Below are 20,238 nucleotides of genomic sequence, written 5' to 3'. Positions count from 1 at the left end.
TGTATTCAAGTGCCACCGGTATCTCCCTCAAATAAGGTCAATCGTTCCTTTTCCTGTACCTGTGACATGTCCGACGACCGCAGCACTGGAGACTCCGCGGTTCCTGAGGTCCTGCACCAGTTTCTGCGATTCACTTTCGGGAAGTGAAATGAGAAGGCCTCCCGATGTCTGTGCATCGGAGAGCAGGTCCAGCAGGGCGGGGTCGATGGTTTGGATCTGCCTGACCTGGTGTGCACAGAAATTCCGGTTGGCATAGCTTCCCGCCGGGACCAAACCCATTTGAAGGTTATGCAGGACTTCGGTGAGCAGGGGCACCTTCTTGACGTCCAGGGTGATGGAGACCTTGCTGCCGACAGCCATTTCGAGCGCATGTCCCAGTAACCCGAAACCGGTGATGTCCGTGCAGGCATGCACCGTGTACGCACTCATGGCTTCCGCCGCAGTCTTGTTCAATGTCGCCATGACCTCGATGGCTTCCCTTTCTGCTTCATCGGAAACCAGCCCCGCTTTGATGGCGGTTGCCAGGATTCCCGTACCGAGAGGTTTGGTGAGGATCAAGGCATCTCCCACCTGTGCCCTGCTATTGGCCAGGACCTTTTGAGGGTGCACCAGCCCTGTGACTGAAAGCCCGAATTTGATTTCCGGGTCTTCAACGCTGTGCCCCCCCACCAGAACCGCTCCTGCTTCATGAACTTTTTCCAACCCGCCCCTGAGAATCTCTCCCAGGATCTTCTTGTCCATCTTCTTGACCGGAAAGCACACGATATTCATGGCCGTGAGAGGACGGCCCCCCATGGCATAGACGTCACTTAGAGCGTTGGCGGCGGCGATCCTCCCAAAGTCGTAGGGGTCGTTCACCACCGGAGTGATGAAATCGATGGTCTGGACCAGAGCCGTTTCCTCTGTCAAACGGTAAACTCCGGCATCATCGGAAGTTTCCCGCCCCACCAGCAGGTTGGGATCTTTTTCGAGAGGCAGATTTTCGAGAATTTCAGCCAGGTCCCCCGGACCTATTTTGGCAGCTCAACCAGCTGCACGTACTGTTTTGGCCAGTTCCACCCGAGAATGTGTCATGAGTCACCCCTAAAATTCAAAAGTGTATGGAATATGTTTTCAACGCATCAGGTGAAGCTAATGACTTTATCCGCCAGCTGCAAAGCCGTGACGATATCCAGCATGTTGGTCGTCTCTCCGACCTTCTTTTTTTCCAAGAGTTCGAAATGATTCAAACAGGTTCCACAAACGAGGATATAGACCCCCGATTTTTCCAGTTCCTGAAGAATGGGCAGGGATTCGGAACCTTCCACTGTTAATTTGACTCCTCCGTTCAGAAAGATCAAGCGCCAAAGTTCAGAGCCCATTTCCTTCAGGGTGCCGACGAAATTTATGAGAAGCTTCCGGCCCAGCGTGTCGTCCCCACTTCCCATGCATTCCGTACCGACAAGCACCGCAATTTTGCGTTCCTCGTTCTTCCTGGTCTGCTTGGGCTCTTCCGGTTCCGGCGTTATTTCACGTGCCGATGTTTCGAGGGCTTTTGATCCTGCAACTTCAAAAGATCCTTCGTGTTCGGAAACAGTCACTGTATAACCCATGCGTTCCAGAAATCGTCCCACATTTTCCCTGGCTGCGGCATTGTCCACCAAAATGTTCACCTGAGTGATATCGCCGCTTTCTATTGTCTCTTTGGTCTTTAGAACAGGATGAGGACAGGCCAACCCACGGCAGTCCAGCTTTTTCTCCGCCATTTGAAGTGCGCTCCCGCTGTGTGTTCGAAGTCTTAGAAGAAGCAATGATGAGTTTTTCCTGCATTACCCTTTCATCTTCCAGTACATTGAAATTTTATTCAATATCACAGTCGATGGTTCATGTCTTGGATCTTTGAAGACAATGCGGCGACTGTACCTTGCAAGTTTTAAAGAAAATTGGAGAGCAGACAGTTCAACCCGCTTCTGCCTTGCGAAGTGGAGAGGGACCCAGAATCTTCAGTTTTTCAATAAAACCCTTTATTGCCATTACAAATTCTGGGGCCTCCGCGGAAGAAACCCAAGTTGAACTCAGCCTTTCTCCGTCAACGCCCGAGAAAGTGAGCAGTTGCCTTAAGAACCGTACACGTTTATTTGCCGAATGATTGCCATACAGATAATGGCAATCGCCGAGATGACAACCGCCGACGAAGACTCCATCCACCCCTTCCTGGAAGGCTCGCAGGATGTGGTGCGGAGAAACACTTGCCGTACACATGACTCTGATGATCCGAATGTTTGTCGGATATTGCATTCGACTGACCCCAGCCAGGTCAGCAGCGGCGTATGCTCACCAGGTGCAGAGGAAGCAAAGAATGACAGGCTCAAAATGGGGATGTGTCATTTCCATTCCTTTCGTATGCGTTCACTGTAATAACCGGCTCAAGCTCAACAGGAACTAGCGGGGCCCCGCCGGAAGAAGCATTTCATCCCCCAGGAAAGAGAAAGGGGATTTGCCGTCGGCTGTGCCGGGCTTGTAACCGAAAATCTCTTCCACCAGCAGATTGACCTCTTTGTAGAGGGACCTCAGAGGAATCTTGGCCGGACAGACCTCTTCGCACAAGCCGCAGTCGATGCAGCGCCCTCCCATGTGAATGGCGCGAACCAGATGAAAAGACGCATCCGGAGGCAGTTTGGCCTGCGGAATGAGTTCATCGTGTTGCAGAGTGCATTCCGTGCAAAAGCATACGGGACAGACATCTCTGCAACCGTAGCATTTGATGCAGCGGTTCAGGTGTGAAAGCCACCATTGCTGTCTTTCATCCATTTTCATGGCCTGCAATGCTTTTACTTTCCTGCTCTCTCCCGCAGGTGCCGCCGGCTCACCATAGTCAAGCCGGTCGGGGTAAGGTTTCCAGCATTCACAATACTCCGCCAGTTCCCGGGTGCAGGCCTGCCCTAGCGCGACCACCCTTTCCGGCTGAAGCTGGTTCCACTTGAAGAGTTCATTGAGGCCCCTTTCTTCACACCCGCGCACAAGGACACCGTAGGTTTTTTCGGGATTCTTGCGCGCCTGTGCCAGGAGCATCTTGAGGATAGGATAACGTGCCCGGGTTGTTTTCCATGGTTCCAGTTCCTCCATGTTTTCTCTGGTGAAAAGCCAGGGAAATGGGAACCCGTGCATGGTCTTGTAGGCCCAGAAACCATCTACTCGACCTTCTTCCAGAAGCTTCTTTATTTTCGTATTCATAGGACTCATATCCTGCGAAGGTGGGTTTATTGTCCGTTAGAAAAAAGCGTTCAAGCCGTGGCTGCAGTCCCAGGAACGGCTTCAAAGGATGGGGCGGGGCCAAGGCTTCGGATCTTTTCCGTAAAATCTCTTACGACCTCTGCGAATTTGATTCCTTCAGCGGCTGAGATCCATTCCAGGCGAAGCCTCTCGGGATTGTAGCCGGCAAATTTGAGCAACCCTTCCAGAAATTTCACCCGTTTGACGGTCATGTAGTTTCCCTTCAGGTAATGGCAGTCCCCAATGTGGCATCCTGCCACCAGCACTCCATCCGCTCCCTTCTGAAAGGCGTGCAGGAGATGATGGGGAGAAACGCTGCCCGAACACATGACCCGGATGACTCTGATATTTGGAGGATATTGCAGGCGGCTCACTCCTGCCAGATCAGCCCCTGCATAGCTGCACCAGTTACAGAGAAATGCGAGAATCCTGGGTTCAAAGTTTATTATTTCCACGATAGCACCCCTTTTTCCAAGTATTGAATAACGGACATCGACGGCCTCAGCCTTAGTCCGCCTTGCATTTTCATGCGCAAAGAGCTTCATCTATCTGGCGATAGAGCTGTAGATGGCTGAACCCGAGAAGAGAAACGGCTTCGGAAGGACAGGTTGCCGCACAGGTGCCGCAGCCCTTGCAGAGAGCCTGGTTCACTTCACATTTAGCTTCCTGTTCCAGGTAGCTGATGGCTCCGAAAGGACAGCATTCCATGCAGGCCCGGCAGCCTATGCATTTGTCCTTTTGTATGAGAGCGACTACGCCCCCCGCCGCGATAAAATCCCTCGCCAAAACAGTGGATGCTCTCGATGCAGCGGCCTTGGCCTGTGCGATGCACTCTTCCGTTGGTTTGGGCCAGTGAGCCAACCCCGCTACATAAACGCCCTCGGTGGCAAAATCCACGGGCCGAAGTTTCATGTGGGCTTCCAGAAAGAAACCCTCCGGGTTCAAAGGCACCTTGAACATTTTTGCCAGCGGTTCCACTTCCCGTGTGACGATGGCGCTGGCGAGAGTCAAAACATCCGGCTTCAGGACGATGTCCTTTTGAAGAATGGGGTCGAATACGGTTATCTTCAACTGATTTCCTGCCAGTTCCACCTGCGGCTTCCGTTCCGGATCGAATCGAATGAAAAGGATCCCCTTTTTCCGTGCCTCTTTGTAGATGTTTTCTCGCAGACCATACGTGCGAATATCCCGGTAGAGAATATATACATCTGCGCCGGGGTTGAGTTCCTTGATGCGGATAGCGTTTTCAATGCTGTGACTGCAGCACACCCTGCTGCAATATGGGCGTTCCGGTTCCCTAGATCCCACACATTGTATGAAGACGGCTGAACGGGCATTGACGACGGACTCATGCCGCTCACGAATGGCACGGTCCATGTCGAGATTGAGAAAAATCCGGTCGCTCTTTCCGTAGCCATATTCAGTGGGCTGGTAAGAATGAGCTCCTACCGCAATGATGGCAACACCGTGCTGTACGGTTTCAGCCCGGTCTCCCACCTCCAGTGTTGTGTTGAAATTGCCTACGAATCCGGTGACTTCTTTCAATGTCGCCTTGGTTCGTACAGAAATCTGAGGATGATTTTGTACGCTTTGAATGAGCTCCTCGAGATAAGGTGCTATGGGTTCTCCAGTCCAGGCAGAAAGAAGCTTGCGGGCATGTCCGCCCAGTTCCGCATTCTTTTCCACCAGCGTGACGGGATATCCCTGGCCGGCAAGGGCTAAAGCCGCCTCCATGCCGGCAACTCCCCCGCCGATGACCAGTCCGCTTTTATTGATCGGCAGTCGAACTTCATCAAGAGGCTGCTGAAGGCTGACCTTGGCCACCGCCATGCGAACGAGGTCCTTGGCTTTTTCAGTGGCTGCTTCGGGAAAGTCGCGATGCACCCATGAATCCTGGTCTCGAATGTTGGCCAGTTCAAAGAGGTATTTGTTGAGTCCTGCTTCCTGGATGGTCTGCTGAAAGAGAGGTTCATGAGTCCGGGGCGAGCAGGACGCCACCACAATGCGGTTGAGCTTGTTTTCCCGAATGGCTTCCTTCATGCGGTCCTGGGTATCCTGCGAGCAGGTGAAGAGATTCTCATCCATATAGACGACGTGGGGAAGGGTCTTCGCGTATTCCTTGACGGCAGGCACATCCACCACGGAGCCGATATTGATGCCGCATTGACAGACAAAGACGCCGATGCGGGGAGAGACGATTTCACTCCGATCCACTTCTTCGGGAGGTTCGGTCTTGGTTATGGCTGTGCCGCGAACGGCTGAAAGAAGGGCTGATGTTTCAGCCGCCGCCGCCGAAGCTTCCATGACGGACTGGGGAATGTCCTTCGGACCTTGAAAGGCGCCGCATACAAAAATTCCCGGACGGGATGTGGTGACAGGTGAAAAAGGTGAAGTTGCAGCAAACCTTCCGTTGTTGATTTCAATACCCAGGCGCTCTGCAAGTTCCATCACTTCAGGAGAGGTTTCCAGGCCCACCGAGAGAACTATGAGATCGTACTCTTCCTCGCGGAGGCTTCCGTTGTCTTCGGTAAAACGGAGCATGAGGTTTTTCGATCCATGGACCTCCTCGATGGAATGCACACGGGAACGGATGAACCGAACACCGTGTTCCTCCCTGGCCCGGTCATAATACTTTTCGAAGTCTTTTCCGGATGTTCTCATGTCCATGAAAAAAATGGCCGCATCCAGGGGATGATGACTGTGTTCTTTAGCGATGACCGCTTCCTTGATGGCGTACATACAGCAAACGGCAGAGCAGTAGCTGTTGTCACACCGGTTTATGTCGCGTGAACCCACGCATTGGAGCCAGGCAATGCGCCTGGGTGCGCTCTTATCCGAGGGCCGCACCAGATCTCCACCCGATGGGCCTGAGGGGGAGAGAATCCTCTCGAACTCCATGGCGGTAATCACGTTGGGGAAGTGTGCATAATTATAGGTGTCGAAGATTTTGGGATCAAAAGGCTTGAAACCAGGGGCAAGGATAATGCTTCCCACATTCAGGGTGAAAAACATGTCCTTGTCGTCGAAGTTGACCGCCCCGGCGGGGCAGATCTTTTCGCAGGCCCGACATTTGCCTTTTTCAAAGTAGATACAGTGGTCTTTGTCGATGGCGTATTTCAGGGGAACAGCCTGTGGATATTTGACGTAAGCCGCTTTGCGTTTGCTCAGACCCAGGTTGTACTCGTCGGGAACCTTGCGGGGGCATTTTTCGGCACAGGCGCTGCAAGCGATACATTTGGTCATATCGATGAAACGGGGCCTTTGATGCAGCTTCACATTGAAGTTCCCGGCTTCCCCTTCCACTTCCAGGATATCGGTCAGTGTGAGGATTTCGATATTGGGATGCCGTCCACATTCCACCAGTTTCGGAGAAAGAATGCACATGGAACAGTCATTGGTGGGGAAAGTCTTGTCCAGAGCGCTCATGACTCCGCCGATGGCCTCACTGTTTTCGACCATATAGACAAAATAGCCTGTGTCAGCGAGATCCAGAGCCGCTTGCACACCTGCAATCCCTCCACCGACGATCATAGCTGATCCGACCAGATTTCGAGATGTTACTGACATACGTTCACCTCTTCTACTGACTGAGAAATTCATGCATGGCAGATGCGGCGCGCCGGCCTTCTCCCATGGCGCTGATGACCGTTGCCCCGCCGGAAACGATATCGCCTCCAGCCCATACGCGGGCTTTGGATGTTTTACCTCGCTCATCCGTCACCACCGTTCCCCACCGGGATGTTTCCAGGTCGGGAGTAGTGGAAGAGATGAGCGGATTGGGAGAGGTTCCAAGGGAGACGATCACCGTATCCACGTCCATGGTATATTCACTTCCCTCAATGGGCACGGGCCGCCTGCGACCGCTCGCATCGGGTTCTCCCAGTTTCATGCGGATGAGTTCCATCGCTGAAACATTGTTCCGTCCATCGCTGATAAAACCGGTGGGATTGCAGAGGAAATGAAAGTGGATGCCTTCCTCCTCGGCATTTTCCACCTCTTCGAGACGGGCGGGCATCTCCTGACGGGTGCGTCGGTAGACAACGTAAACTTCCTGTGCTCCCAGCCGGACCGCACAGCGTGCCGAATCCATGGCGACGTTTCCGCCTCCTATGACCGCGACTTTTTTGCCCATTTTCACAGGAGTGGCGTATTCCGGATAGAGGTAGGCTTTCATGAGGTTGGTGCGGGTGAGAAATTCGTTGGCGGAATAGACCATGTTCAGATTTTCCCCCGGCACCCGCAGAAACTGTGGAAGACCAGCCCCGGTAGCCAGGTAGACGGCATGATACTTGGTGTTCAGCAGTTCATCCAGACTGTAGTTGATGCCGATTACGGTATCCAGTTGAATGTCAACTCCCAGGGATGCGACGTACTGCACTTCACGCTGAACAATCTCCTTCGGGAGACGAAATTCCGGAATCCCGTACATGAGAACGCCCCCGGCGACATGAAGCGCTTCGAACATGGTGACCTGGTGTCCCCGAATGGCCAGATCCGAAGCGACTGTAAGGCCCGAAGGGCCGGTGCCGACAACCGCCACGCACTTACCCGTGGAGGGGGCGATCTCCGGTGTGGATACCGCTCCTTGAGATCGTTCCCAGTCGGCAATGAACCTTTCGAGACGTCCGATAGCGACAGGTGCGCCTTTTTTGTTAAGCGTGCAGGAATTTTCACACTGCAGTTCCTGAGGGCAGACGCGTCCGCAGATGCCGGGAAGCGATGTCTTGGCCTTGAGCACCCGTGATGCGGCCTCGATGTTTCCATCCTGCAGGTGCTTGATGAAATCAGGAATGTCGATGTTTACAGGGCATCCCTGCTGGCAGTTGCGCTTTTTGCATTGGATGCAGCGCGAGGCTTCTTCCATGGCCATTTCATAAGTATAGCCCGTAGCCACTTCGTCAAAGTTGCGCCGTCGGTCCTCGGGTTCCTGCTTGGGCATTTCAACCCGGTTCAGATTCATCCTGCCTTTCTTTTTTTCGGTTTCTTCCCGGGATGGACCTGGATCTTTTGTTTCGGTCATGATTCTAACTCCTTATACATGAAAGGACGGACCGGGTTTCCTTGATCGACTTTCTCGTGTCGCGCAAGAATCCGCCCTGCCTTTTCACGGTTTGTTTGAGCGATCAGATCATGCAGGGTGAGGTGCAGCAATGGATCCTACGTGCTGGGTCTCCTGCTACCACTGGGAACACCCGCGGCATTGGAAGCTTTGCTGCAGAACGCTCTCATCGGCATAAGTGCAGCGCCGCGCCATGAGTACATCCCAGCCGTCCACTTCATGGCCGTCGAATTCGGGGCCGTGCACGCAGGCAAACCGGTTGTTTCCCTTGACACTCAGACGGCAGGCGCCGCACATCCCCGTACCGTCCACCATGAGCGGTGTGAGGTGCACCATGGTTTTGATGGCATAAGGGCGGGTCATTTCGCTGATCACTCGCATGAGACAGAGCGAACCCATAACGATGACTCGATGGATGGGGTTCTGAGGATGATTCGCAAGGAGTTTTCGCAGGAGCCGGGTGGCGCTGACCGTCATGTCTTCGCCGGGCGTTCCGATGGCAAGCACCAGGCGGTCGCTGACCTCTTCCAGCTCTGCACAGCCGAAGGCGCGTTCCCGGTCCGGGGCTTGCAGGATGGTGGTGATGCGGTTTTCCTTTTCTTTAAGAGCTTTCAGCACAGGCAGAATGGCGGACGCTCCATACCCGCTGGCGACAGCCAGAACGTGCCCGTAATGGTCGATCTCTGCGGGTTTTCCCAGAGGTCCGACAAAATGAGCCAGCTGGTCTCCCGGTTTGAGACTTCCCAGTCGACAGGTAGTCTTACCCACCTCGATATAGACAAAATCCACTGTTCCTTTGGATGCATCCCATCCGCTGATGGTAAAGGGAACTCGTTCCCCTTTTTCATCAACGATAAGAATGACGAATTGACCGGGTTTTGATTTTTCTGCGACGATGGGCGCTTTGACGCTCATCCTGTGGACTTTTGGCGCCAACTCTTCATGTGCGACGATGGGGAACATAGGGGCTACCTCTTTTCTACTTTGGCGGCAAAGAATTTGCCCGCGATATTTGGATCTTTCAGCTGATTCAAAATCATCTCCTGAGGAAGAGCGATCATTTTGCCCGGCAGGAGCGGGTTCATTGCGAGGTTCCCCTCCCATTCGCCGGTATGCGTGATGACTCGAACGGTATCATCTGGCAGGAGTCCACGCGTGAAGGCATCTGCCGGGTTCATTTGGACGACCCCCTTTGTGCTGAGCAACGCTGTCGACTCTTTTGCCAGAAGAGGACCGAGAAAATATGCATTCAGCTGTTCGCTGGAAACCAGGCTGAAAGGGTAGTCTTTATCCGGGGTCTCTTCGGGGAGCTGGGGTGGGGGAGGGGCCCACGAAACCCACGAGGGAGCAGCTTCTGCAAAGAGAGTGGATGTTCCGGGATGATCCGGATGAGGGCAGGGCCATTGAACAGCCTTCCTTTCCCCTCTCATGCCGCTATAATACGGCACCTTTTCCCGGATTTCATTGAACACATCTTCGGCGTTCGAATATTCAAAACCGGAAACTTCCATTCTGCCGGCTATTTCCGACAATACCCATTGCAGGGATCTGGCCTCTCCCGGGGGAGAAAGAATCGCTTCGACCCGTTGCACTCTCCGCTCACCGTTTGTGAGCGTTCCCCCTTTTTCCAGGACAGCCGCCATAGGCAGAACAACATGGGCTGAGGCCTCTTCTTCCTGCCGCTTCTGATGGCAGGACACGACATTTTGAATGACTACAAACTCGGCTTTTTTCACGTACGGCGTGAGAAAATCCATCCAGCTTCCGTCATAGTCTTCCAATGCGACATAAAGCGCCTTGATCTTTCCTGAATCGACGGCCTGTAGGATTTCCTCAGGTGAAACAAAGGCGGAATCCTTCTGTGCCGCCTGGCCGGGAAGCAGGTGAGAAACCACACCCATGTCCCAGGCGCCCTGAAGGTTTCCATTGCCGTAAAGTGGAGCAATCCCTCCACCCGCATTTCCGACGCTTCCGGTGATTCTAGAGAGGCTGACAAGGGCCTGGACAGTTTCAGGAACATTGCAGGATTCCAATAAGCCCTTTCCATAGAGGATGCCCAGAGGCTTGCCGGTGCCCAGGAGGCAAGAGGCTTCCAGGAGTTTTTCCTGCGGGATTCCTGTCATCCGTGACACCGCTTCCGGATGATATGCATCAAGGCTTTGTTTCAGGTTCTCCAGTTCCGAAGGATCCATCTCCTTCAGAGCCGGGAGATCGGGATTTTCCTTGATTACGAGATACAGGAGTCCTGAAAGAAGCGAGAGTTCTGTCCCCGGATAGTAGTGCATGGGGAGGTCGGCATAATGAGCGATGGCTCCATCGCAGGGGTTAGCGACGATCAGCTTGGTACCATTGAGGACCGCTCTCCGCATGTGGGTCCCCGCGACAGGATGATCGGCAGGCGGGTTGAACCCTATCGCCAGGAGGCATCCCGCCTGGTTCATTTCCCCCAAGCTATTCGTCGCTGCCGCCATACCGAAATTCCTGCGAAGGACTTCATGCGCCTTACCGTGGTTCTGTGGCGCCAAACAACCGATGAAGCCGGTTTTCAGAACTTCCCGGGCGAACTTCTGCAAGAGATACAACTCTTCGTTTGTTGCTCGCCCGTCCGTGAGTACTGCCGTTTCTCCCGGGCCATACTCCTTGAATTTCCCGGCCATGGATTCCAGCGCGGCATCCCAGGTGGTCTCCCGGAGGCTGCCGTTTTCGCGCAAGAGGGGTTTTTTCAAACGGCCCGGTTGCTGAAGGTATCCTTTCAGAAGGAACCTCCCCTGTATACAGGCCTGCCCCAAATTGCTCGGGCCATTGGAGTCCGGCCGTACCTGGACGATGTGTCCTGTTTCCGTCAGTTCAAACCTCATCCGGCATCCTGCACTGCAGACGGGACAGATGGATGTCTTCCACGTGCGAGGCATTTCTTTCCGGTAGAGATCCAACACTATGTTTGTCAGGTTTTCGCATGTCTGGAATATCTGTTCCTGCGGTTCTCCCTGATACGTTTTCAGGTTTTCCCTCAACGCTCCTACGGGGCAGACGTCCACACAGGCTCCGCAAAACTGGCAGCCCACATCTTCCAGAGGGCGGTCGAAGGGGGTTGCCACTTCCTGGCGTCCCGCCTTTTCCCGGAAGACTATCGCCCCGGCGCCCCGCACCTCGTGACAGATGCGCACACACCTGCCACAGCGGACGCAAAGACTCGTGTCCCGCTCGAAGTAGGCTCCTCCCGCTTTGAGCGGAGGACGTTTTCCCGTGGGAGGAGGATAGGGAAAATCGATTCCTAGGCTGGAAACCAGTTGTTGAAGTTCACAAGTACCGTTGCGCGGGCATCCCAGACATTCCCTGGGATGGTCCTGAAGAATCAGACTCAGCATTTCCCTTCGGAAGTCCTGAACCTTGGGGGTACTTGTCTCGATGCGCATCCCCTCAGCAACGGGGGTCGAACACGCTGCGGGGAGTCCGCGGTAACCATCGATTTCGACGGCACAGAGCCGGCACGAACCGCTGGCCTTGAGCGATGGATGATAGCACAGACGGGGGATATGGATTCCTGCCGCATCTGCGGCTTCCATAATCGTCTGCCCGGGTTTCGCCTCCACCTCGTGAGCATTGATCCATAATTTAATGGTACTCATCATCACCTCTAATTTTTCAGGTTGAATGCCGTTTGGTGCCTTCATAAAAAAATATTCCGTATTTTACGAACCGGGAAAGCGGCCACAGCAGAACCTCTTCATTATGAAAATGATTCCATCATCAAAAGCGAAACACTTACTGAATTGGAGATTTGTTTCAGAGGGTGAAACGAACCGGGGAAATCTTGGGAATCGTGGGTAGAAGAGTTTGACCTGCAGCAGCGTCCTACATCATGGGTCCGGTCACGTCTCGGCATGCCTAAAGAAAGGCGCATGAGCCGGACTGAAAGAGGGATGAAACCGGGAGAGTTGGAAATAAAGGAATGGGGGATGTATCTTTCTGCCTGGCCCGTTGCCTACCTAACACGGGTAGCATAAAAAATACTGTTTCAGGTGAAGCCCGTAAAAAGATACATTTATTGCCCCTTATGAGGATAGGTGGATGATTGAATGGTAAAATAAAAGGTAGTATTTCAATTTGTCAAATAGGAATTTTCGATAATTTTTTGACAAAAAATATGAAAAAATCAATCCAAAACATGCCAGCCAGGATGATTACTTCTGCCGGGTAGTACCAGAATGTGCATTCTCTCCAATATGCGCCATCATAGAAAGCGTGGTATGCAATGCGTTTGGGAGAGTGAATTCTGATTTATAGAGGTAACCTTCATCTAAACTTAAAAGCGCATCCTGAGTGATTGAAAGGCTGAAAGAAATTAACTATATAAAAATAATAATTATATATGCTTGTATGATTTTTTTCTCTCGATCTCTCCAAATCATCGTCCATAATTTAAAATTTCTTGACAAAAACAGTAAGTATAGCTAATAGGTTGGTTCGGTTTCCATAAGTATAGCTAATACTAAGGTGAAATCTATAGTGGAAGTTAAATTAGGTTTTATCTCTTCAAGGCGTGCGATGAGCAGGAAATCGGCAACTGCATTGCTGCGTAAGAAGAAACATCTTTGTGAACATACGAAAAAGTGTGTCAGTTTGGCCCCACAAGAAGAGTGGTCCATCACTTCACCACTTCCGTGGTTCAGCAGTGACCAGAGGAACCCATTTTTTATGTAAAGGGAGTAAAGTAAGATGAACTTGTCCAAGCCCAATTCCAATGACGCCACATTGACTTTCAATCGTTCCAAAAGCGTAGTTCCAATGAGCGGGCTCTGTTCCCGTTGTATCGACGGATGCCGTGGAAACTGTGAAGTATTCAGATCGACCTTCAGAGGCCGCGAAGTAATCTATCCGGGGCCTTTTGGACAAGTTACAGCGGGAGCAGACAAAGATTATCCCGTGGACTATTCTCACTTGAATATTCAAGGCTACGCATTGGGGGCCAATGGCCTTCCCGAGGGAGTCGAAGCGGGTCCTGATACGGCTGTATTTCCCGCTGTGAACACGGAAACGGAATATGGATGGGATATAAAAGTAAAGATGAAAGCTCCCATCTTTACGGGTGCTCTGGGTTCTACTGAAATTGCACGGAAAAACTGGGAACACTTTGCCATCGGTGCCGCGATCAGTGGTGTGACCCTGGTGTGTGGTGAAAATGTCTGTGGAATCGATCCCGGTCTGGAACTCAATAGCAGCAACAAGATTACTAAATCGCCCGAGATGGACCGCCGTGTCGAAGTTTACAAGCGTTACCACAGTGGATATGGAGAGCTCCTTGTCCAGATGAACGTTGAAGATACACGACTCGGAGTAGCGGAATATGTCATCGACAAGCACGGTCTTCAAACGATCGAACTCAAATGGGGACAAGGTGCGAAATGCATCGGTGGTGAAATCAAGGTTCCCAGCCTTGAACGTGCTCAAGAATTGAAGAAAAGGGGATATATCGTCACACCGGATCCTACCGATCCCGTGGTGCAGGCTGCCTATAAGGAAGGGGCGATCAAGGAATTCGAACGTCACAGCCGGCTGGGTTTTGTGAGCGAAGAGGGCTTCCTTGCCGAAGTCGAAAGACTGCGAAAACTGGGATTCAAGAGAATTACTCTGAAGACCGGGGCATATAGCCTGCGTGAGCTCGCTATGGCTATCAAGTGGGGAGCCAAGGCGAAAATCGATCTCCTGACCATTGACGGTGCTCCCGGCGGGACGGGAATGAGCCCCTGGAGAATGATGGAAGAGTGGGGAATTCCCAGCATTTATATCCATTCTGCTGCCTATGATTTCTGTTCAAAACTCACTGCAAAAGGCGAGAAGGTACCCGACATCGCATTTGCAGGCGGTTTCTCCAGCGAAGACGGCGTGTTCAAGGCCCTTGCCATGGGTGCTCCCTTTGTAAAGGCTGTTTGTATGGGGCGCGCTCTCATGATCCCCGGGATGGTCGGCAAAAACATCGCTGAATGGATGTCCAAAAACGATCTTCCCAAGACGGTCAGTGTCTACGGTTCGACTGTGGAAGAGATTTTTGTGAACTATGAAGCTGTTAAAGACATTGTTGGAAACGAAGAAATCAAGAATATCCCTCTGGGTGCCATCGGAATATTCAGCTATTCAGACAAAATCAAAGTGGGTCTGCAACAGCTGATGGCCGGTTGCCGTTGCTTCAATCTCAAAGCCATAACCCGTAAGGAGCTCATGTCCCTCACGGATGAGTGCACCAAGGTGACCGGCATTCCGTATGTTATGGATGCATACAGAGCAGAAGCCGAAGCTATTCTGAACAGTTGAATCGCTTCAGTCTGACTCTGTTTTATGGTGCGTATTGAAGGAGACCCGAGTCAATCGGCAATGAACGGGTTTTCCGATCTTGCGCTTCTTGATTTTTCATCGAAATAAAGAAAAAGGGGGTGGCTACCCAGCATCCCCTTTTCTGTTGTAAAGCAGAAGCGCTTTCTCCATTCCTGTGACAGGACCACAATCTTCATGCCCGATTTTTCGAAAAATCTCACCTTTAAGTGATAAAAAACATCAAGTATTTAAAATTATTATTAATTTAATCTCATCCGGTTGCTGTTCAATATTGTGATGAAGCAGCCATACGCTCGCTCTCATCATAGATCAGAAATTGCTGGGCGAAACCCGATATAAAAAACTCTTCTCGTTGGGTTTCGCCTTGAGAGGCGCGATTTGCAATTCCCATGTGTTGCGTGTTCAATTCAACCTTCCTGGATATGGCTGTGAAATTGTGGTGGCTCAGCACTGAATGGCAGAATAGAGTTTGTCTACACAACCGCTTTCGAACATTCCCGCATTGATTTTGTGGGGGTGTTTGATTAACATACTTCTTAAATTTTTATTCTCTGGCTTTAGGGATCTAAAGGAGATTCCTATGTTTTTGCGAGGATTCAATGTGGAGAAAAATAAAATATGGATCGATTTTTCAAACCCTTTTTCTGGCTTTTAACCTCTTTATTATGCATCGGCTGCGCTCACACAGAGCCATCCACCTGTAACCTGGCAGATCAGCAGGCCTACCTTGCTGCCGTTTCCGAGGTAGAGACGCGCGGCACTGAAGGAGGTTCTTCTTCCATTGAAATACCGGAGGTATCTCACGACTTTGGAGTTGTGGATAAAGATGGAGATTATGTACATGAATTCATAGTGAAAAACAGAGGAACAAGGGTTTTGCACATCAAAAAAGTTCTGCCGGGCTGAGGTTCCTCCGTTGCCCGATATGACCGGGCGATCCCTCCCGGAGGCGAGGGAAGTATCGTTTTGAGATTGAATCCGAAAAGTTGTATTGGCACTACCAAAAAGACCGCTCTTGTTACCACTGATGATCCGAATAAGAGCTACTTTATGTTGACGGTGATTGGAAAATCAAGTTTCTGAGTGAAATACTACTCCAATCGGGTTTCATCCTCTTGAATAAGAGGGGAATCCGATTGGGGTAGCAAGCAGCATTTTCTTTCAGTCCAGTGCATTTATACTCTTTCAGTCCTTTTATCTTCTTTGAATGTATGAAATTTTTGCTGCGGGATTTTCTCTTTGCGCGAAGGATTGATTTTCCTGTTCAGGCCGTTGAGTTTTCTCTCTCAATGACGTTTTTCCTAAATTTTCCTCTCGTGATGAGCCAGGATAATATATTATGGCGTCAGTAGGCTGCAAAATCTTCCTTCATGGGGGACGTTTGCACCGTAGGACTTCGCTGCGAACAGAATTTTCATGATTGGAGTACGTCTTCGGCTTTTAAAAAAAATCGTTGCTTTTGGGAGAGTCTGCCATCAAAGACACAATACCAAAGAAGGGAGCCGAGCTATGGAAAGAAAAAAGGATGGATTTTGTGAGGAGCGGCGCTCCTTTTTAAAAGGGGCCGTTGTGGGGACAACTCTTCTGGCAGCGGAATTTTTTCCATTGGGCTCAATAGCTAGGGCCACCAATGAAAAAACTCTCATCAAGCTTCCCCCCCTTCCGTATGGGCAAAATGCCCTGGCACCATACATTTCTTCCGGAACCGTAGCCTTTCACTATAACTTCCACCACCAAGGCTATGTGGACAAAGTCAACAAACTCGTTCAGGGGACCTCTATGGCGGGTGTTTCTCTGGAGGATATCGTGAAAGAGACCCAGGGCAAAGCGGACAAGTCTGACTTGTTCAACAATGCAGCTCAGGTTTGGAATCATAATTTTTACTGGAAAAGTATGAAACCCGGTGGAGGAGGCGTTCCGTCAGGAGGTCTGGCTAAGAAGATCGAAGCATCCTTCGGCAGTTTCGAAAAGTTCCGAGAGTCTTTTGCCAATGCAGCAGGGAGCCTGTTCGGCAGCGGCTGGGTTTGGCTGGTCAAAGCAGACGATTCTCTAAAAGTCGTCCAGACGTTGAATGCCGACACTCTTATCGTTCACGGCATGCTTCCCCTCGCAACATTGGATGTTTGGGAACATGCCTATTACCTCGACTATCAGAATCGACGCAAGGATTATATCAATCTTTTCCTGGATCATCTGATCAACTGGGATTTTGTTTCAAGGAATCTGAGTTAGTCTTGCAGGCATTCTGAGTTTTGTGCACTGAACGCATGTTGGAGCCGTTTTTTGCGGCTGTGAACAAAAGGAATATCGGAGCTGAGCAGGGGCATGAATACATGGCTTATAACCGGAGGGGCTGGTTTTATCGGAAGCAACTTCGTGCTTTTTGAGAAACGCAGGACCAGGGTGCGCATCGTCAATTTGGACCGTCTGACCTATGCGGGCAATTTGATGAACTTGGAATCCCTTGAAGATGATCCGGACCATATCTTTGTCCACGGGGATATTCAAGACCGGGACCTGGTCAGGGATCTGCTGCGAAAATACCGACCCGGTGCTGTCTTGAATTTTGCAGCCGAGACTCACGTGGACCGTTCGATCATTGGGCCTGACAATTTTGTTCAAACCAATATCGTAGGAACATTTCACCTTCTGGAGGAATCCTACCGATTTTGGAAAGACCTTCCAGCGGAAGAACGGGAGGCTTTCCGCTTTCTGCATGTTTCGACGGATGAGGTATATGGTTCCCTGGGGCCCAAGGATCGTCCATTCAATGAAAAGACACCTTACGCTCCAAACAGCCCTTATTCTGCGTCCAAGGCTGCCAGTGACCATCTTGTAAGAGCCTACTTCCATACCTATGGTTTTCCTGCAATCACTACCAACTGTTCCAATAATTATGGGCCGCGTCAATTCCCGGAAAAGCTTATACCTTTGATGATTTTGAACGGCATTGCAGGAAAACCTTTGCCCATCTACGGCGATGGTCAGAATATACGAGACTGGCTTTTTGTTGAAGATCATTGCAGTGCGCTACGTTTGGTGATGGAGAAAGGACGTATCGGAGAGGTCTACAACATAGGCGGTTCCTGTGAGAAAACCAACATCCAGGTAGTAACGGCGATTTGCGGGATTTTGGATGAAATGTTTCCCGACAGCCCCTATTTGCCTCATCGATCTCTCATAACTCACGTCAAAGACCGTCCGGGGCATGACCGGCGTTATGCCGTCGATTCCTCCAAGATACATACAGAATTGGGGTGGACACCCAAAGAGACTTTTGAGACCGGAATCAGGAAAACCGTCCAATGGTATCTTGAAAATCCCAGTTGGGTACAGTCCGTCCAATCCGGAGCTTATCGCGAGTGGATTCGAAAGCATTACTGGTCGCAGGAAGAGGTTTGAAACGGAGTAAAAAAAGATCTGCTCAATAACTCCATGAGACTGCGAGTTGAAGCTTCCTGATAAACGTGGAAAAAGAAATCGAGCTTATGGTTTTTATTGAAACATTCAAAGAACTTAATCCTGTAGCACAAGCCCTGTGCGCAACCGGTTTCACGTGGTTTGTGACCGCTCTTGGCGCTGCCACCGTATTTAGTTCGAAAAAGATCAAACAAAAACTTCTGGACGGGATGCTGGGATTTGCCGGCGGAGTCATGATTGCTGCCAGTTTTTGGTCCCTTCTTGCGCCCGCACTTGAAATGGGAGAAGGCGGGTCTTTTCCGGCGTGGGTTCCCGCCTCTGTCGGATTTCTAACCGGAGGTCTTTTCTTACGAATCATCGATAGAATTCTTCCGCATTTGCATATCGGTTTGCCCATTGAAGAAGCGGAAGGGATTCACACCAGGTGGAAGAAGTCTATTTTGCTGGTGCTTGCCATCACTCTTCACAATATACCGGAAGGTCTGGCAGTAGGGGTTGCGTTTGGAGCCGCTGCAGCACACCATCCTGGTGCCAGCCTTTCCGGTGCGGTTGCATTGGCCCTTGGAATCGGGTTGCAGAATTTTCCCGAAGGAATGGCGGTTTCCATGCCATTGCGCCGCGAAGGGATATCTGCGGCCAAAAGCTTCTGGTATGGACAACTTTCAGGGATGGTTGAACCCGCTGCAGGGGTTCTCGGAGCTGCGGTCGTGGTTTCTTCTCAGGCTATTTTGCCTTATGCCTTGAGTTTTGCTGCGGGAGCCATGATTTTTGTGGTCGTGGAAGAAGTGATTCCTGAATCCCAGCAGAGCGGATATGCGGATTTCGCAACTCTCTGTTGTATGCTGGGTTTTACGGTCATGATGATCCTGGATGTGGCTTTGGGCTGAACCGCCTCCGACCGATATCGACGACAAGCGATTCCGGGAACCCTGAAGATGACGAATTCCGAGAACTTTGCGAGAGGCATTCAATCGCCGTATTGCAAAAGACCGCTTTTGCTTGTTTCGACCCACCTTATGAGATGAGGCTGCGATCCCTCGGGGGGTCCTATTGCCTGGAAAGCTTTTTCTTTCTGCTCACTCCTGCTAGAACCAGCAGCCCGGTTCCCACTAACATGAGGGTGCCCGGTTCAGGGATTGGCATCGAAGATTTGCCCATCAAATTGTCAATGCCCAATCGCGTGGTGAAGTGAGAGGTGAAGGAGCTTCCCATGGGAAGAAAACTGAGATCCACAGTGGCTGCGTAGTGCTTACCTCCTTTGAATCCTCCCGCTTCGAGATCGGATAGGCCCTCCCAGTAATAAATAGTTCCATGAGCAATAGCCGTGTCTCCTGGAGTTTTCTTGAATCGCCAGGCGTTCGATACGGCATTTCGAGGAGTTGAAACCAGGGATGTGTAACTGCGGCGGTTGAGTTCGTAGACCGTGTAGGTCATCTTTGCATAGTTCATATCGAGTACGTAATCATAGCCGAATGAATTGCGGCTAATCCGTCCCCACCCGCTGCGTTGAATGTCGGATCCATACCTTGCATCCCCTGTCACATCGATGAAAATATCTCCAGCACGTAACCTTCTGTGTGCATTCTTGAAGTCAAATCCTGCGACAATGGATAAATTCGATCCGTTCAAAAGGAATCCTTCGAGATCCCTTCTCTGCCAATTATTCCATTTCTTATTGCCCGGTTCCACCTCCTGGTCTTCGTGAGTTCCACCGCATCTGCCTGCCCTCAACCCCATTTGATCCCATATGGTCACATCTACGCCAAAGGGTATGGCATTTGCTATTCCCATTCCCCAAAGCCATAAAAAATATAAAACTGCGGAAGCGGATATCAGGTTTCCTTTTAACATCTCTGCCTCCTTTCCACTACCGGAACACCTCGTAGTAAGCACTGTGCACTTTCAAATATTTGTTCTTTGGGCTTTTCCCCAATTCATCCAACGTTAAAATCACGAGAAATTGCCGGAGAGATGTTGTTTTCATTGGATCTATTTGTTTCTTTATTTCATTGATTTATCGTGACTGTTCCGGACAAATAATACTATTACATCATAATTCTTATAAATCTAAATGCAATACATATATTTTAAAAAAATACCATACTCTTTTTTTAATATCAGAATTATAGGATTTGTATTCCATTTATATTCAAGATTTCAATCTGCTGGCGAAA

The 20,238-nt window shown here is 50.8% G+C and carries 16 protein-coding genes; 5 read left to right on the top strand and 11 right to left on the bottom strand.

The window, feature by feature from the left end:
- Positions 1-27 precede the first annotated feature (27 nt).
- The 9 genes from selD to QMG16_RS05480 all read right to left on the bottom strand — a co-directional run bounded on the left by selD (position 28) and on the right by QMG16_RS05480 (position 11,985).
- The gene (selD, locus tag QMG16_RS05520; protein WP_281792817.1) at positions 28-1,074 is read right to left on the bottom strand and encodes a selenide, water dikinase SelD; all 1,047 of its coding nucleotides are present in this window, start codon (positions 1,072-1,074) and stop codon (positions 28-30) included.
- 47 nt (positions 1,075-1,121) lie between these two features.
- Positions 1,122-1,745, bottom strand: coding sequence for a sulfurtransferase-like selenium metabolism protein YedF (yedF, locus tag QMG16_RS05515; protein ID WP_281792815.1), 624 nt, complete (start codon positions 1,743-1,745; stop codon positions 1,122-1,124).
- A 193-nt stretch (positions 1,746-1,938) separates the two neighbouring features.
- A complete protein-coding gene (locus QMG16_RS05510; protein WP_281792814.1) occupies positions 1,939-2,367 on the bottom strand; it encodes a hydrogenase iron-sulfur subunit in 429 nt (142 codons plus the stop codon).
- A gap of 54 nt (positions 2,368-2,421) precedes the next feature.
- Entirely contained in the window at positions 2,422-3,213 is a 792-nt protein-coding gene (locus QMG16_RS05505; protein WP_281792813.1) for a 4Fe-4S dicluster domain-containing protein, read from the bottom strand.
- A gap of 50 nt (positions 3,214-3,263) precedes the next feature.
- Positions 3,264-3,707, bottom strand: a complete 444-nt coding sequence (locus QMG16_RS05500) for a hydrogenase iron-sulfur subunit (RefSeq protein ID WP_281792811.1) — start codon at positions 3,705-3,707, stop codon at positions 3,264-3,266.
- Positions 3,708-3,777: 70 nt separating this feature from the next.
- A complete protein-coding gene (locus QMG16_RS05495; RefSeq protein WP_281792809.1) occupies positions 3,778-6,819 on the bottom strand; it encodes a CoB--CoM heterodisulfide reductase iron-sulfur subunit A family protein in 3,042 nt (1,013 codons plus the stop codon).
- A gap of 13 nt (positions 6,820-6,832) precedes the next feature.
- Positions 6,833-8,272: an NADPH-dependent glutamate synthase gene (gene gltA, locus QMG16_RS05490; protein WP_281792808.1), complete on the bottom strand. Its 1,440-nt coding sequence runs from the start codon at positions 8,270-8,272 to the stop codon at positions 6,833-6,835.
- 156 nt (positions 8,273-8,428) lie between these two features.
- Positions 8,429-9,274, bottom strand: coding sequence for a sulfide/dihydroorotate dehydrogenase-like FAD/NAD-binding protein (locus QMG16_RS05485; RefSeq protein WP_281792807.1), 846 nt, complete (start codon positions 9,272-9,274; stop codon positions 8,429-8,431).
- A gap of 5 nt (positions 9,275-9,279) precedes the next feature.
- Positions 9,280-11,985 carry a molybdopterin-dependent oxidoreductase gene (locus QMG16_RS05480; protein ID WP_281792805.1) on the bottom strand — a complete coding sequence of 902 codons (2,706 nt, stop codon included), beginning with the start codon at positions 11,983-11,985 and terminating at the stop codon, positions 9,280-9,282.
- Between the two features lie 1,045 nt (positions 11,986-13,030).
- Between QMG16_RS05480 and QMG16_RS05475 the strand changes: the two genes are divergently transcribed.
- Entirely contained in the window at positions 13,031-14,623 is a 1,593-nt protein-coding gene (locus QMG16_RS05475; RefSeq protein ID WP_281792803.1) for an FMN-binding glutamate synthase family protein, read from the top strand.
- Between the two features lie 286 nt (positions 14,624-14,909).
- Here QMG16_RS05475 and QMG16_RS05470 read toward each other — a convergent pair whose 3' ends face one another.
- On the bottom strand, positions 14,910-15,050 hold the full coding sequence (locus QMG16_RS05470; protein WP_281792802.1) for a hypothetical protein: 141 nt from the start codon (positions 15,048-15,050) through the stop codon (positions 14,910-14,912).
- Positions 15,051-15,262: 212 nt separating this feature from the next.
- On the opposite strand from QMG16_RS05470, the gene QMG16_RS05465 reads away from it, so the two are divergent.
- The 4 genes from QMG16_RS05465 (at position 15,263) to QMG16_RS05450 (ending at position 18,951) form a co-directional block, all read left to right on the top strand.
- A complete protein-coding gene (locus QMG16_RS05465; RefSeq protein ID WP_281792801.1) occupies positions 15,263-15,550 on the top strand; it encodes a hypothetical protein in 288 nt (95 codons plus the stop codon).
- Between the two features lie 603 nt (positions 15,551-16,153).
- Positions 16,154-16,876: a superoxide dismutase gene (locus QMG16_RS05460; RefSeq protein ID WP_281792800.1), complete on the top strand. Its 723-nt coding sequence runs from the start codon at positions 16,154-16,156 to the stop codon at positions 16,874-16,876.
- 93 nt (positions 16,877-16,969) lie between these two features.
- Positions 16,970-18,046: a dTDP-glucose 4,6-dehydratase gene (rfbB, locus tag QMG16_RS05455; RefSeq protein ID WP_281792799.1), complete on the top strand. Its 1,077-nt coding sequence runs from the start codon at positions 16,970-16,972 to the stop codon at positions 18,044-18,046.
- Between the two features lie 95 nt (positions 18,047-18,141).
- On the top strand, positions 18,142-18,951 hold the full coding sequence (locus QMG16_RS05450; protein ID WP_373878712.1) for a ZIP family metal transporter: 810 nt from the start codon (positions 18,142-18,144) through the stop codon (positions 18,949-18,951).
- Between the two features lie 160 nt (positions 18,952-19,111).
- Here QMG16_RS05450 and QMG16_RS05445 read toward each other — a convergent pair whose 3' ends face one another.
- Entirely contained in the window at positions 19,112-19,915 is an 804-nt protein-coding gene (locus tag QMG16_RS05445; protein ID WP_281792797.1) for a PEP-CTERM sorting domain-containing protein, read from the bottom strand.
- Positions 19,916-20,238: the final 323 nt, after the last annotated feature.

The organism is Desulforhabdus amnigena (assembly GCF_027925305.1).
In the GTDB taxonomy this organism is placed as follows: Bacteria; Desulfobacterota; Syntrophobacteria; order Syntrophobacterales; family Syntrophobacteraceae; genus Desulforhabdus; species Desulforhabdus amnigena.
This window is presented reverse-complemented; position numbering and strand designations above follow the sequence as displayed.